This window comes from Halioxenophilus sp. WMMB6 (assembly GCF_033283405.1).
In the GTDB taxonomy this organism is placed as follows: domain Bacteria; phylum Pseudomonadota; class Gammaproteobacteria; order Pseudomonadales; family Cellvibrionaceae; genus Halioxenophilus.
On the sequence record NZ_JAWMQR010000001.1, the window covers coordinates 612645 to 627058 of the forward strand.

Genomic DNA, 14414 nt, shown 5'->3' on the forward strand with positions numbered 1-14414 from the left:
AAACCATTGCAATATCGAAATATTTTGGCACCATCCAGGCATCATGCTCTATCCTTATTTACGGATGGATTTTCTGTATGGAGCCTGTCTTAGCGTGTGCCCAATAACCCAAAGAGCCGACAAATACATAAACAACTCGTCCCATCATGCCCACATATTAGTGGTGGATGATGAGCCGACTAACCTTAAGCTGATTGATCGCATATTGCGCAGCGCTGGTTACGATAACCTCACTCTGCTCAACAACCCTTTGGAGGTGATTCCTCTCTACCTGCACAACAAACCAGATCTGATTCTGTTGGATATTAACATGCCAACGCTCAACGGTTACGAGGTGATGGCGCAATTACAAGGCCTACGCGATGAGTTGCCTTCCCCGGTAATCATGCTTACCGCGCAAGTTTCAGACCAGCACCTGCTACAGGCCTTTGCCAATGGTGCGCGTGACTACGTCACCAAACCATTTAACCGCAATGAACTGTTAGCCCGTGTGCGCAATCTTTTGGAAGCCCACCTGGCGCACAAGCTTGTCTGTGATCAGAATTTGATGTTGTCTGCCCTGGTTAAAGAGCGAACCGAGGCGATAAGCCACACGCGGCTACAGGTGGTTCAACGACTGGGTAAGGCGGCCGAGTACCGAGACGAAGAGACCGGCAACCACATTTTGCGCATGAGTAACATCTGCGTGCTGCTGGCTTCTGCCATCGGCTGGAATGATGGGCAATGTGAACTGATGCTAAACGCGAGTCCCATGCACGACATCGGTAAAATAGGCATTCCCGATAAAATATTACTGAAACCCGGTAAGCTTGATGCGCAAGAGTGGCGGGTAATGCAGAGCCATACGGTGATTGGCGCTAAGTTATTGGACGGTGACGACTCTGACCTGTTGCTGATGGCTAAGGATATTGCTTTAACTCACCATGAAAAATGGAACGGCTCCGGCTACCCCAATGGGTTGTATGGCGAGGATATACCCCTGTCCGGGCGAATAGCTGCGCTTGCCGATGTATTTGATGCTCTGGTTTCAAGAAGGCCCTACAAACAGCCATGGCCTTTTGAGGAGGCTGTTCAGTTTATAAAGACCAATAGCGGCGTCCATTTTGATCCGGAGCTGGTTGAAGTGTTCCTTAAACATTTAGAGCAAGTAAGGTCTATTCAAAATCAGTACGGAGACCAAGCCGTCAGTCTACACGCCTGATTCGAGGGCATTGCCAACGCTCTCTCTTTCCTCAATACAAAGCCCCCGGGAGAAAACCTCGGCAACCATCTTAGCCCGCCTCAATGGTAACAGGCACTCCCGAATAGAGCGCCATGCCACTGATCGAGTCGATTGTTGACTTACTGGTAAGCTTATTGATGTTTGCTTCAAGATGGCCATGAGGAATAGATACCACGCCCGCTCGCATGCCAGTGTCTATGCGAGCAATTAACTCAATCGCGCCTTTGTCATTGGAGACGCGAACCTTCTGCCCATCGCCAATGTTGTACGCAGCCGCGTCAATGGGGTGTATGAGCATATCGGCCTCGGCACCTAAAAAATCCAATTGCGCGTTAAATTTTCGACGCTGACGACGCGATGAAAAACAGAGCGGTTTGGGTTGGCCGAGTTGGGCCTTGTCCGTGGAATAGATCTGTTGCCACTGTTGCAGAAGCTTTTCCGGAACAAGCCGCCAGCCGCCAATGCGTTCGATATGGTTATCGAGCCACCGCGCAGGAAATTCCATCGGCAACTCCACATAGCGCGCCTTTTTAAGTTCCTCAAAAGAGCAGCGGGCACTGCCCATCATGTGCGCCAGCATGGTCTCATCGGCACCAGCAGTTCGGTCATCCACTGGCACATGTTCGGCTACGGGCATGCCCGAACGGCGCATTATTTCAGCAATAACCCACCAGGCTGAACGGCGCTCGCCCAAAGGTTTTACCAGGGCTTCGGAGTATTGTAGTGAGAGATTCCAAGCCAGGGTATCCCAGCGGGTAAACTCCGGTCGCTCGATGGCATCTTTGGTGGGTAGAACATGAGTACTGTAAGCGGTGGTTTCGTTATTTAATATATCCACCGTGACATTCAATTCAAGCTCGCCGAGTGTTTGGCTCAGTTCATTGGTATCGGGAAAGCCGCGCAACAACCGGCCACCAAAATTCAATAATGCCCGGATGTTGCCCGCTTTAATCTCATCGGGTAGTACCGCACAGGGCCAATCGCCAATGATACCCGGTACTTCCGGACGGGTATTGGAGCCTGGTGTCCAGGGGTCCAATTGGGGTAGCTCGAAAGATTCGAATGGGGTTAGAAAACTCGGATGAAACCAAGTGCCACCCGGCCTGTTCATTGCTCCGGTAAGGATCATCAACAACCAGGCAAACCACTGAGTCATGTTGCAACCGAATGACATGGTAATGCCGGTGCCGGTTTCAATCACCACCTTGCCATGACGGCGAACGGCCGCCAGCAGATCTTTCAACTCCTGCTCTGTAACGCCAGCAATATCGGCGGCCACACTGCACTCCAAGCCATCCAATGCGCCACGTAAATTTTCTAACCCCTGGATAGGTTGCTGGGGATCCATGGGGCCGCCATCCAGGATCTCTTTGGTGAGCCAAGCGAGAATCGCATAATCCTTACCGGGGTAGGCAGCCACATGGCGAGTGGAGAGGGCCGCTGTTTCGGTAAAGTGTGGATCGATGGTCCATACCTCTCCGCGTTTTGCCACCGCCTTGATCCAGGTAGCCGGATTGAACATGCCGGTATTGTGCGCGTGGCTGACCATCGGGTTGGTACCCACATAGAGCAACAGCTCAACATTGTCGTAGTCGGTTTTCGGGTTAAGCCCGGGAAAAGCCCCCATACTACCGGCCACTAACACCTTGGCCACGCCGTCGATTGTCAGTGGCGTAAATTTGGGGCCATAACCCAACGCCCGGTAGAGCGCCTCTTCCATGGCATAACCAGAGGAGTCCAGCCCCAAACCACTACCGAAATTGATCGCCACCGAGTGCGGGCCATGTTTATCAATAATTGATTGCAAGCGAGTAGCAACGTCATCCAGAGCTTCATCCCAAGAGACAGGCACCAACTCACCATTTTGCTTCATCAGTGGCTCTGTAATCGCTTCGGGAGCATGGTGAAGTTGGCCAATGGCACGGCCTTTAGGACAGGTGTAGCCCTGCGTGAGAGGGTGTGCTCGATCTCCTCGCACCTTGAGGACCTGTTGGTCTTGGATTTCAGCCACCAGACCACAGTGCACCATGCACACTTTGCAATAGGTAGGTTTGGTTTCTATCTCGGCTGCGGCCATTGACAGTGCTCCCGTTGATATCCTTGGTTATTGTTATAAGTGATCAATTGATCAATTATTCACAAGAGGCGGGGCGATAGCAACCGTCCTGAGCAAGGTTTTACGAGGCTTGATTACCACCATCGACAATGGCTTGTAGTGCCCGCGCAAACCAGCGGATGGAATCCTTAGGCATGGGTGTATGGGTGAGTTTGAGTTGAATAGAAAAACCGTTTAAAAGCACCAACATATTAATTGCCCGCGCTTTAGCCTGTGGAGGCCCCAGCCACTCAGCCAGGGGCTCCAGCACATGTCGGGCAGCCACCTTTTGAGCGATGGCATGGGATTGCGGGTCGGCGATGGCCATTACCATCATGGCTGTTAAATTGGGGTTGTTTTCACCCACCATCAACTTGGCCATCTCCCTGCCAAAATGCTCTTTGTTCTGCACAAACAGGCTATGGCTGTAGATGCCGTGCACCAGCGCCTCTTCGAACAGATTGGCTTTGCTACCGAAATAACGATTAATCAAAGATGATGAGATACCCACTTTGCTGGCTATTTCACGCGTGCCGGTTTTGGCGTAACCGAGCTCCGCAAAGGCATCAAACGCAGCCGTTAAAATACTGGCCCGGGTCTGTACGGCGTTCCTGCGCTTAACAACCTTGTGCTGCTCCGTCATGGCGATTGAGTCTTTTTAGTCGGTGAATAAACTGAGAATACGTGAAGGTGGCTATGGGGTAAATCGAGCTGTACTAACGTCGGTTATAGAGCAGCGAAGTAGGCCTAATTAAGTGGGCTGAAAATCAAATCGCACGGGGCTTAACCGATAGGGCATTGCCACCCAGGGAAGTTGAGTGGCAATGGTGTCTAACACCCATTGTGGGGTACTGTTAATGACCGGTAGCGGCCGACTCATCCACTATGGGTGTTTTTGCCAGGCTAAATAGGGCAATAGCACTGGCGGCCAACAGGGCTGCAGAAATCATTAAGAATGGTTCGTAATTTTTAAAATGATCGTAAATGGCACCAGCGGTTAGCGGACCAAACGCTGTGCCCAGCGTTAACGCCCCAACCAGTGCACCATACAGAGCAGCAAAGTTTTTACGGCCAAAATATTTCGACGCCAGATAGGCAATAACGTCGACTTCCGCACCCAGTGTTAAACCGATGGTCATCGCGGCAATTACCTGGCAGATAAAATTGTTACCCGCTACCACCAACAGCAAACAACCAACGAGCGGCATTATAAAAGCACAGCCACCGACTGCGTAACCTTTGAATCGATCAAGCAGAAAACCAGTGCCCAACCGCCCAACGATAGAGCAAATACCAATTAAAGAACTCAATGTTGAAGCCACATTACCCGTGGTTTTCAGGGCGGCCATAATGGGCACGAAGTGGACAAAAATACCGATAATAGTAAATGAAAAACAACCGCCGGCCAGTAACAGTTTATAGAGAGCTGGAGAACGCAACCCCTCTTTAATGGTTAGCCCTTTGAGTATTTTTTGTGCAGGATTACTGCCAACCACAGGTTCGTGTTTGGCCTCTTTCGCTGTTTTGAAAAAGAAAAATAGTACCGGAAACACTAACGCTGCCCAACCTAACCCCATACCAATAAAGCCCATACGCCAACCGAAATTAGAGATTAAATACTGGGCTATAGGTGGGAATATTGTTGCCGCCACAGAGGCGCCACAGAGTGTTATGGCCAGGGCTAACCCGCGCGAGGCCGTAAACCGGCTGGTAACAGCCAACGTCCATACCGTTGCCTGAATAAATAGCACGGCAAAGGCGATACCAAGCCAGAGCAAAATCCAGTTGCTATGGCTGCCGGTGGCAGTACCCAATAACGCAAACGCCACACCCATCAGCAGTATACCTAGCAGGCCAACAACCCTGGGGCCTATTTTATCGACCAGCATGCCAATGGGCATGCAGAGTAGGGCGTTGGTGAATGAGGCGATGGTAATGCCAAATGAGATCTCTCGTCGGCTCCAACCAAATTCGTTCTCCAATGGCACAATAAACGGGCTGAATCCGTAGACAAAAATTACTGAAGTGGCATAGCCCAAAGCGGCAGCAATGGGCAGGTACCAAAAATTTCGCCACTCGTCAGCGGCCGTGGGTGAATGCATTGTCAGCCCTCTTGTTATTTTCTATTGTTAATCTTTAACGCGTGTCTTATTACTGTTGATTAAGCATCTCTGCTCGAGTTGTGTCATCCAGAGGCACCGCTCCCTCTTCCATGGGAACGCGCAGACTATTGGCCATAAAGGCAATGATGGTATAGCAACCAACACAACCGATGATGTCCATAATTTGCCGATGATTGTACTTTTCCGATAACGCCAAGTAGGTTGCATCACTCAGATCAGTGTTCTTATGCAATTCATCGGCGGCCCGTACCAATAAGGCGTCTTCAGCTTGTAGGATGGCTGCATCCGGCCCCTGTTGAATCCCGGCGATCTCCTCCTCCGTAAGCCCTGAGCGTTTGCCCAAAACAATATGCTGCACAAATTCGTACTCACATTTTCGCAACCATCCGGTGCGTAGAATCAGCAGCTCCCGTTCGCGAAAAGTGAGGCTGCTGTTGGCGGCAACGTGGTTGTTAAAGGTTAAAAATGCTTTGGCGAGCGCAGGGTAGTTGGCAAAAATGCCCAGCACATGGCTGCCGCGCATATCGCCACTTTCACTTTGAAATTGCGTCATCACAAATTTCAAACCGCCGGGAAAGGCTCCCAGCGCATCCATAATTTCGTCATCCCATTCAGGGATGGGCAAGGGCGCCAAACGGGCGCTCTTAGAATCAGACATGGTTATCTCCAGATTATTGTTTTGATTGGGGCCAAAGGTTGGATCAGCAGCCTTTGAAATTTCCTGGCCGGCGTTCGTTTACCGCCCGCACCCCCTCGGCAAAGTCTTCGGTCACCTGCAGCTTTAACTGTTCGGCATGTTCATGCAGCAGGGTTTCGGTGACCTCTTGTACCAGGGTTTTACGCAGCGTCGCCCGGGTGGCCAAAATAGAGAGGGGCGCATTAACCGCAATTGACTCGGCAAACGCCATGGCGTTATCAAGTAGAGTGCCGTCTTCCGCAATCCGGTCGACCAGCCCCCAGGGAGCTACCTCTTCAGTTTTATAACGGTCAGAGGTGAGGAACATCTCAGCTGCCCGCTGCTGGCCAATCAGACGGGGCAAAGTGTGGGTTAGGCCAAAGCCCGGGTGGAACCCCAATTTAACGAAATTGGCGGCAAAGCGGGCGTTAGCGGTGGCAACCCGAAAATCGGCCGCTACCGCCAAACCCAGCCCGGCACCAATAGCCGCACCGCCGATGGCGGCCACCACGGGCTTGGGGCTGGCAAAAATACGAATCGCCTGGTCGTAGAATTCGCGCAAGGGGTCACTGCCTTCGGCGCCAAAGCCGTTGGGGGAGGCCAGGTCGGCACCGGCGCAGAAGAGGTCGGTGGCAGAGGTAAGCACCACGCAGCGAACGTCATCATCAGCAGCCAGGCTCTCCAAGGCATCGGCGATACCGCGCAACAAACTGACGGTGGCAAAGTTGAGGGGTGGGTTTTGAAAAGTGATCTTGGCGATATGGCCGAGAACTTCTACATCGATCTGTTCGGACATGGTCTGCTTCCTGTTGCCGGCACTGGCGACGATAAACCAATGCTTATATGCAGCATTGTTGATTATTAATACGAGGCGCTAAGTTTATCCGCCTAGTTGTGCTTGAGCAAAGGGACATTCGACCTGGGAGCGGCGATATAAGCCAAAGTGGCAAGTGGTTTAAATCCTTCACATAGCCGGTTAGGGCTCTAAGTAAAAGATACCGCGCAAGTTGAAAAATGGCGCCGTGGGAAGGGTAGTCCACCGCCGGTGACGGTGGCCCTTCGATTACTTGCCCTGCCAATCGGGCTGGCGTTTTTCAGCAAAGGCGCGCGGACCCTCTTGGGCATCATCACTGTTGTAGCAGTACTCAGAGGCGTGGCGGGCGGCGATAAGCGCAGCAGAGCGGCCCATCTCCGTAGAGACCATCACCGTCTCGCGGGCGGCTTTTACCGACAGTGGCGCACCGTCGAGAATTTCTCCGGCCAGCTCAAGTGCCTTATCGAGCAGCTCAGCCGGCTCAGCCAGGCGGTTTACCAGGCCTATCTCATAGGCGCGTTGGGCAGTGATTGGTTTACCGGTTAGCAGGATCTCCATCATGATGCGCTGAGGAATCATATGAATAAGCGGCGAAGCCCAGGGTGAACTGCGGCCCACCTTTACCTCGGTAACAGCAAATTTAGCGGTGGTTGAAGCCACACAGAGGTCGCAAGCTTGCGCGATCATCCAGCCACCGGCAAAAGCGACACCATTCACGGCGGCAATTGTTGGCTTGGAGAGCTCCACCGTATCGTAGGGCACGGGAAACATATCCCGAGGCGGCACTTTCATACCAGTGGTGACCATCTCTTTCAGGTCCCCGCCGGCGCAAAAGGCCTTTTCACCGCTGCCCGTTAAAATGGCGACGCGTAGTTTGTCGTCCCGCTCGAACCGGTCCCAAGCCTGAAACAACCCTTCACGCACTACCTTGCTCAGGCAGTTACGGGTTTCGGGTTGATTGATGGTTATGATGGCGATGCCGTCATCGCGGGCATCAAATAAAACTGCGTCACTCATCGATTAAAAGCCTCGTTGTGCGATGGTATGGGCCGCCCGGGAGAGCTCTTCCTGGAAGTCGGGGTGGGCAATCTCAATCAGACGGCGGGCGCGTTCGGCCAGACACTGGCCTTTTAATTCCGCAGCCCCAAATTCAGTAACGATAACGTCAACATCGGTACGCGCCGTAGTCACCGGGCCGGAGAGGTCGACAGTGATGCGGCTGATGGAGCCGCCCTTGGCGGTGGCAGGCAGGGCAATGATCGCGTGGCCACCTTTGGAACGGGCACCGGCGCGCACAAAGTCGACCTGACCACCGGTACCGCCCATATAGCTGGAACCACTCTGTTCGGCGTTGGCCTGGCCGGTTAAATCCACTTCCATGGCCGAGTTAATGGTGACCAGCTTCTCCAATTGCGCCAGTACGGCGGCATCGTGGGTATAGGAGGTGGCGCACATACGGATATTAGGATTTTGATGAGCGAAGTCGTAAAGCCGACGGCTGCCAATGAGGGCACCATTAATAGAGACCCCGGTATCAATCTTCTTGCGGGCATTGGTAATAACCCCCGCTTCCATCAACTCCACCAAGCCATCACCCAGCATGCCGGAGTGCACACCCAGGTCTTTGCGATCGTGCAGCAGGCGCAAAATGGCATCGGGCACAGCACCAACACCGGTTTGAATCACCGAGCCATCTTCAATGTAGGCAGCGCAGTGGTTGGCGATGGCCTGATCAAGGTCGCTGATTTTCGCCGGCGGCACCTCCACCGGTGGGTTGGAGACGGTAACGGCGACATCTATGGCCGACGAGTGGATCAGCTCACCATTACAGAAAGGCACCTGTTCGTTGACCTCGGCAATCACCACCCGTGCTTTGTCTACGGCAGCTTGCACATAGTCGCTGATCAAGCCACAGCTGTGGTAACCGCGCTCATCGGCTGGGCTCACCTGAATAAAGGCGACGTCACAGGGCATGATGCCAGCCTCAATCATGGGCGCCACCTGGCTGACGTGGATGGGAATCACCGACAGCTTGTTGGCTTTGGTCATGATGCGCAGGGAGCCGATGGCACCCATACTGTAGAGGTGAAAACTATCGGCGGTTTCCGGCGTAAACAGGCCAGAAAAGCTGGTGGCGATAAAGGCAGAGAGGTTACCGATGGCCTGGCCCTGGTCGATCAACGATTTTACCAGGCTGGTCGGTTCACCACAGGCCTGGCCCATAATGATGTGGTCACCTGAGCGCAGGTATTGGCTTAACTCCAACTGGCTGGTATCCAAAACCCGTGTCATGAACGGCCTGCCTGAGCCAACAGGGCTTGGGCACGCGCCAGGTGAGGACGGTCGAGCATGGCACCCTTGTAGCCGATGGTGCCCACGCCTGGGTTGGCAGCAAACAGATCGACGATCTCCTGGGCCGCGGCCAGCTCCTCTTCGCTGGGCGTGAAGGCCTGGTTGATAACCTCAACCTGAGCTGGGTGAATAGCGAGCATACCGCGGTAACCGTCGCGGCGAACCTTCTCAGCCCGCTTTTTCAAACCCTCAAGGTCTTTAAAATCGCCCTGTATGGTCTCAATGGCGGCCACACCGGCGGCTCCGGCGCCCAATACGCATAGACTGCGCGCCAGCTCGTAGGTGAAACCATAACTGCCATCGGGATTGCGGTTTTCGCTGGCACCAATGGCGTCGGCCAGATCTTCAGCGCCCCAGGTCATGGCGATCACGCGTGGCGCATCTTTGTAACTGCCCGTGGTAAACATGCCATCGGCGGTTTCTGTCACCAGCACAATGACCTTGGTAACACCCTGTGGGATGCCGTTGGCAACCTCCAGTGCGCAGAGGTAGTGGTCGAGCAATTCGACATCGGCGCGGCCATAGGCTTTGGGCAGCATAATGCCGCCCGGTTTGCCGGGCATGACCGCGGCCAGGTCGGTTAAGGTATGGGGGCCATCGAGCGGATTTACGCGCACCCAAAGACGCGCGCGAGCCGCCTCAGGTTGTGCTTTAAGAAATTCCGATATCTTATTGCGGGCATTGGATTTTTCTTCTTCCGAAACGGCATCTTCAAGATCGAAAATTACCGCATCGGCCGGGCCGTCGGTGGCTTTGGCCATCTTTTTGTCGCTGTCGCCTGGAGCAAACAGCCAGGAGCGGGGAACCGCGTAATCTGTAGTCTCGGTCATGGAAGCTTCTCGTAGTTATTTGGCCTAGTAGTTATCTGAATTAGTAGGATTTGGGCAGCTCGAGCACTTTCTCGGCAATAAAGTTCAGAATCATGTGCGGGCTAACCGGTGCTGTGCGTGGAATCAGCACTTCGCGCAGGTAGCGCTCAACATGATACTCCTGGGCGTAGCCCATGCCACCGAGTGTCAGCATGGCGGTGTGGCAAGCTTCAAAACCGGCTTCGGCCGCCAGGTATTTACCGGTATTGGCCTCTACGCCGCACTCTTCGCCCTTGTCGAACAGGGTGGCCGCTTTCATCACCATCAAATTAGCGGCCTCTACCTGAGCCCAACACTTAGCCAGCGGGTGTTGAATGCCTTGGTTCATACCGATGGGGCGGTCGAAGACCACTCGCTCCTGGGCGTAACGGGCCGCTTTCTGAATCGCCACGCGGCCCAGACCAATCGCTTCGGCACCCAATAGAATCCGCTCTGGGTTCAAGCCTTTCAGGATGATCTTGAAACCATCGCCTTCGTTGCCGATGCGATCCTCCTCCGGGATAAACAGGTCATTGATAAACAGCATATTGGAGCCCACCGCATGGCGACCCATTTTGGGGATCAGGCGGTGCTCAATCTTGCTGCGGTCGAGGTCGGTAAAGAAGAGAGAGAGGCCATCGGTTTTGCGTTTGCACTCTTCCAGGGGAGTAGTACGTGCCAGCAGCATCATTTTATCGGCGACATGGGCGTTGGTGATCCAGATCTTTTCACCATTGACCTGGTAACCACCATCGACCTTAACGGCACGGGTTTTTAACTTGGTGGTATCGAGGCCGACATTGGGCTCGGTGACCGCAAAGCACATCTTCTGCGCGCCCGAGAGAATGGGCGGAATCATCCGTTGCTTTTGCTCTTCGGTGCCGAACAGATCGATGGGCTCCAGGCTGAATACCGGGCCATGAATACTGGAGGCGGCGGTCATGCCACCACCGGCTTCAGAGACTGCCTGCATCATAATGGCGGCCTCGGTGATGCCGAGCCCGGCACCGCCAACACTCTCCGGCATGGCTACGCCCAGCCAGCCACTCTCGGCCATGGACATATGAAACTCATAGGGAAACTCTCCCTTGCGATCCACATCCAGCCAATACTCATCAGAAAATTGAGAACAGTGCTTTAAGACTGCCTCACGGATATTGCGTTGGTCTTCGGTGTAAGAGAAATCCACGATTTCGCTCCTTTCATTCAAGCGCGGCGGAGCGGTAATGATCACCGACCCCGCCAGATAGGTAATAGGGTGCGCGATGACTATTGGTCGGCGATGACCTCGTCGTTAGCACAGGCAAAGCCATAAGTGGCCAACACCGCCTCGGTATCAGCGCCAAGGTGGGGGGTAGGGCCGTGGACTTTACCGGGCGTTTTCGAAAACCAGGTGGGCGGGCCAGGAAAGCGCACGGTGCCACCGCTGGTTTCGATGCGCTCGAAGAAACCGACAGCATTTAAATGGGGGTTATCGAACAGCTCTTCGGGCGAGCGCAGCGGTGCGGCGGGAATGCCCAACTTGCGGAATAACTGCAACCACTCGTCGGTGGTTCGTTCTTTAAAGGTCACACCCAAATTGCCATACACTTCGTTAATACGTTTGGCCCGTTGCGCCAGTGTTGCCATATCTGGGGTTACCCACTCAGGCTTGACCGCATCGACAAACAACGACCAGTGTTTGTCGTTGTAGATAAGCGCAGAGATGTAGCCATCTTTGGTCTGGTAGGGTTTGCGATTGGGGGCGATGGCCCGGTGGTAGCCGGCAGGGCCAACCGGGGGATCAAAAATGGCCTGGTCGGCGTGTTCGACCAACATAAACGAGGCCATGGTTTCGAACATGCCCACCTCTACCTCTTGGCCTTCACCGGTGCGCTCCCGATGGAACAGCGCCATCACCGTGGCATAGAGCACGGTAAGGCCGGCCACCTTGTCGGCCATAATGGTGCCGACGTAATTGGCCTCACCAGTCAGCATCGACTGAACCGCCGGCAGGCCGCATTCGGCCTGAATGGTATCGTCGTAAGCGGGGAGATCGGCATCGGGTCCGCGCCGGCCATAACCGTAGCAATTGGTGTACACAATCTTGGGGTTGATCGCGGCGATATCTTCATAGCTGAAACCCAGCCGGGCAATCGCCTTAGCGCGCATAGAGTGGATAAAGACATCGGCGGTTTCCACCATTTTGCGGATGACCGCTTTGCCTTCATCCGACTGCAAATCCAATTGAACACTTTTTTTACCGCGGTTCACGTTAATAAAAACACCGCTCATTCCGGGCTCTGTGCCAGTCGATACATACCGGGTGGGATCGCCACCACCAGGTGGCTCGATCTTGATCACTTCTGCACCCATATCCGCCATGATCTGGGTACTGTAGGGCCCCATCACCATAGAGGTGAGGTCAACAACGGTTATTCCTGCCAGTGGGCCTGTCTTGTTCACACTAATCTACTCCGACGGTGTTACCTGCTCGCATTCAAAGGGCTTGAATGGGTTTGTCTGCTTTAAGTTGGCCCGCTGAGCTTTGCTAGAGACGCAAAAGCCAGAGAGCGGGGTACCTACGGCCTACTTTTTAATTTTTTCAGGTGAGCCAGTACCCATGTAGGCGGCCAAATTGCGGTGCAGGTTGGCCGTGGCTCGCTCCATGTAGGGGTTGGGTTTCGGCCCGGTAAAACCGGCGGATTTCATACCCTGCTGTACTGCGGCCATGTTGGAGAAGTCCTGGGAGAGGACATAACACCAAGCCTCTTCGGTGGCTTCGCAGTACTCCCAGGGGGCGTTTGGCTCTTCGCCTTCCGGGAAGAGCTCGTAGACCGCACCCTCAAAAATGCATTTGTCAGGATCGTAGCCGTAGGGGCGGGCGCTGTAGCAGAGCATATTGTTGACGGCATGGCCGATCTGGAAATTAGGGAAGATCTGCCAGGCAGTACCGCTTTCGCCCACATGCTTGGGATCAACTGTAGGCCAGACAACGCCGCGCGCCTCGTCGTCGCTGCGCGCGGTTTTTAACCAGTGCTGCAATACCTCACCAGGTGGCGTACCTTCCGGCAGGTCATCTTTTAAGCGCAGCGCGGCATTAACCAGTGTCGCGGTGGTATTGGTGTTGGCCTTCTCCCAGGTGTAGACCTGCATTTCAGCGGTGGAGAGACGAGGGTCGGCATTCATGCCCAGGCGCAGCTTGGCGGACTGGTTCTGGTCCATATCTTTCGGGGCTTCGTAACCCAGGTTACTGTGCTTGCCCTGTGCTTTCGCCCAGCCGCGAAACTCACCAAACTTGTTGAATTCCGGGTGGGTTGTGGCGACGTGGTAGGTTTCGTTGAACGCTTCCAGGGCGACCTTCCAGTTACAGTCGAAGATGCCCCATTTACGCCAGCGAACACGCATATTTTGCAGCTGGAAGGGCTCCAGCATCGAGGCGGCCGGCTGCAGGTAATCGCGTAGCGGCTCACAATCGGGATCCATGTTTATCCAGATCCAGCCACCCCAAAAATCGATGTTAACCTTGGCCAGGCCAACACACTCATCGGTAAGCGCACCCTGCCAGTCTTCACGGTAGGGGATACGGTCATTGTTGCCGTTAAGGTCAAACCGCCAGCCGTGGTAGGCACACACGAAGTTGGCTTTTTTGCCACTGCCATTGCGCTCGCCTTTGGGCGGATCAACCAGGCGACGACCTCGGTGTGGGCAGACATTGTGGTAGGCGTTGATGGTCTCTTCATCGGACCGTACGATGAGGATGGAGTCGTCCAATATTTCGAAGGTAAGGTAGTTACCGACTTCCGGTACATCTTCTACCCGGCCAACTTGTAGCCAAACTTTTCGCCACAGCTTGTCTCTTTCTGCGCGGGCGTACTCTTCCGAGATATAGGCCTCGGTGGGGATGACTACAGCTTCGGTAAGATCGGTTACGGCTATCTTGTTATCGTTGTCGCTCATGGCGCCCTCGCTTTTGGGATCTCTTTTATCGATAGTTTGGCCAGACTCGCAGAGTGAGGCCATTGATTACGGCCGCCGGCAACACTGGACATGCGTGGCAAAGCGCTAATAATATGTCCATACATTTACGATGTCAAAAAGCGTATTCGCAACATTTTTACGGAATGAATCATCGAATAACATAATTATATGTACGGACTAATAGTTGTTCGTCGAGCAAGAAGAGTCCCAAACCAGAGCTCGGCCTGAGCCAGATTGCCATTTGGCTTTCCGGGCGCCGCTAGGCATAATGCGCAGAAATGGCGTACCCATGCAGTACGCCAAACAGAGGAGAGAATTAACCTG

General features: G+C 54.0%; 12 protein-coding genes. 1 reads left to right on the forward strand and 11 read right to left on the reverse strand.

What is annotated here, in order from left to right; translation table 11 throughout:
* The first annotated feature begins 94 nt into the window (after positions 1 to 94).
* Entirely contained in the window at positions 95 to 1201 is a 1107-nt protein-coding gene (locus SBL51_RS02620) for an HD domain-containing phosphohydrolase (RefSeq protein ID WP_317928949.1), read from the forward strand.
* Positions 1202 to 1271: 70 nt separating this feature from the next.
* On the opposite strand, the gene SBL51_RS02625 is transcribed toward SBL51_RS02620, so the two are convergent.
* The 11 genes from SBL51_RS02625 to SBL51_RS02675 form a co-directional block, all read right to left on the reverse strand.
* Complete coding sequence (locus tag SBL51_RS02625) at positions 1272 to 3299, reverse strand: molybdopterin-dependent oxidoreductase (RefSeq protein ID WP_411860447.1); 2028 nt, start codon at positions 3297 to 3299, stop codon at positions 1272 to 1274.
* A gap of 100 nt (positions 3300 to 3399) precedes the next feature.
* Positions 3400 to 3960, reverse strand: coding sequence for a TetR/AcrR family transcriptional regulator (locus SBL51_RS02630; RefSeq protein ID WP_317928953.1), 561 nt, complete (start codon positions 3958 to 3960; stop codon positions 3400 to 3402).
* A gap of 211 nt (positions 3961 to 4171) precedes the next feature.
* Positions 4172 to 5419: an MFS transporter gene (locus SBL51_RS02635; protein WP_317928955.1), complete on the reverse strand. Its 1248-nt coding sequence runs from the start codon at positions 5417 to 5419 to the stop codon at positions 4172 to 4174.
* Positions 5420 to 5468: 49 nt separating this feature from the next.
* Positions 5469 to 6098, reverse strand: coding sequence for a carboxymuconolactone decarboxylase family protein (locus SBL51_RS02640; protein WP_317928956.1), 630 nt, complete (start codon positions 6096 to 6098; stop codon positions 5469 to 5471).
* Positions 6099 to 6141: 43 nt separating this feature from the next.
* Positions 6142 to 6912, reverse strand: a complete 771-nt coding sequence (locus tag SBL51_RS02645) for an enoyl-CoA hydratase/isomerase family protein (protein ID WP_317928957.1) — start codon at positions 6910 to 6912, stop codon at positions 6142 to 6144.
* A 267-nt stretch (positions 6913 to 7179) separates the two neighbouring features.
* On the reverse strand, positions 7180 to 7947 hold the full coding sequence (locus tag SBL51_RS02650) for an enoyl-CoA hydratase/isomerase family protein (protein ID WP_317928958.1): 768 nt from the start codon (positions 7945 to 7947) through the stop codon (positions 7180 to 7182).
* 3 nt (positions 7948 to 7950) lie between these two features.
* Complete coding sequence (locus SBL51_RS02655; RefSeq protein WP_317928959.1) at positions 7951 to 9222, reverse strand: acetyl-CoA hydrolase/transferase family protein; 1272 nt, start codon at positions 9220 to 9222, stop codon at positions 7951 to 7953.
* Complete coding sequence (locus SBL51_RS02660; protein ID WP_317928961.1) at positions 9219 to 10112, reverse strand: CoA ester lyase; 894 nt, start codon at positions 10110 to 10112, stop codon at positions 9219 to 9221. Before SBL51_RS02660 ends, SBL51_RS02655 begins: the two co-directional genes overlap by 4 nt.
* Positions 10113 to 10152: 40 nt before the next feature.
* On the reverse strand, positions 10153 to 11319 hold the full coding sequence (locus SBL51_RS02665) for an acyl-CoA dehydrogenase family protein (RefSeq protein WP_317928962.1): 1167 nt from the start codon (positions 11317 to 11319) through the stop codon (positions 10153 to 10155).
* Between the two features lie 80 nt (positions 11320 to 11399).
* Positions 11400 to 12575 carry a CoA transferase gene (locus SBL51_RS02670; protein WP_317928966.1) on the reverse strand — a complete coding sequence of 392 codons (1176 nt, stop codon included), beginning with the start codon at positions 12573 to 12575 and terminating at the stop codon, positions 11400 to 11402.
* Between the two features lie 123 nt (positions 12576 to 12698).
* Positions 12699 to 14069: an aromatic ring-hydroxylating dioxygenase subunit alpha gene (locus SBL51_RS02675; protein ID WP_317928968.1), complete on the reverse strand. Its 1371-nt coding sequence runs from the start codon at positions 14067 to 14069 to the stop codon at positions 12699 to 12701.
* Between the last annotated feature and the right edge of the window lie 345 nt (positions 14070 to 14414).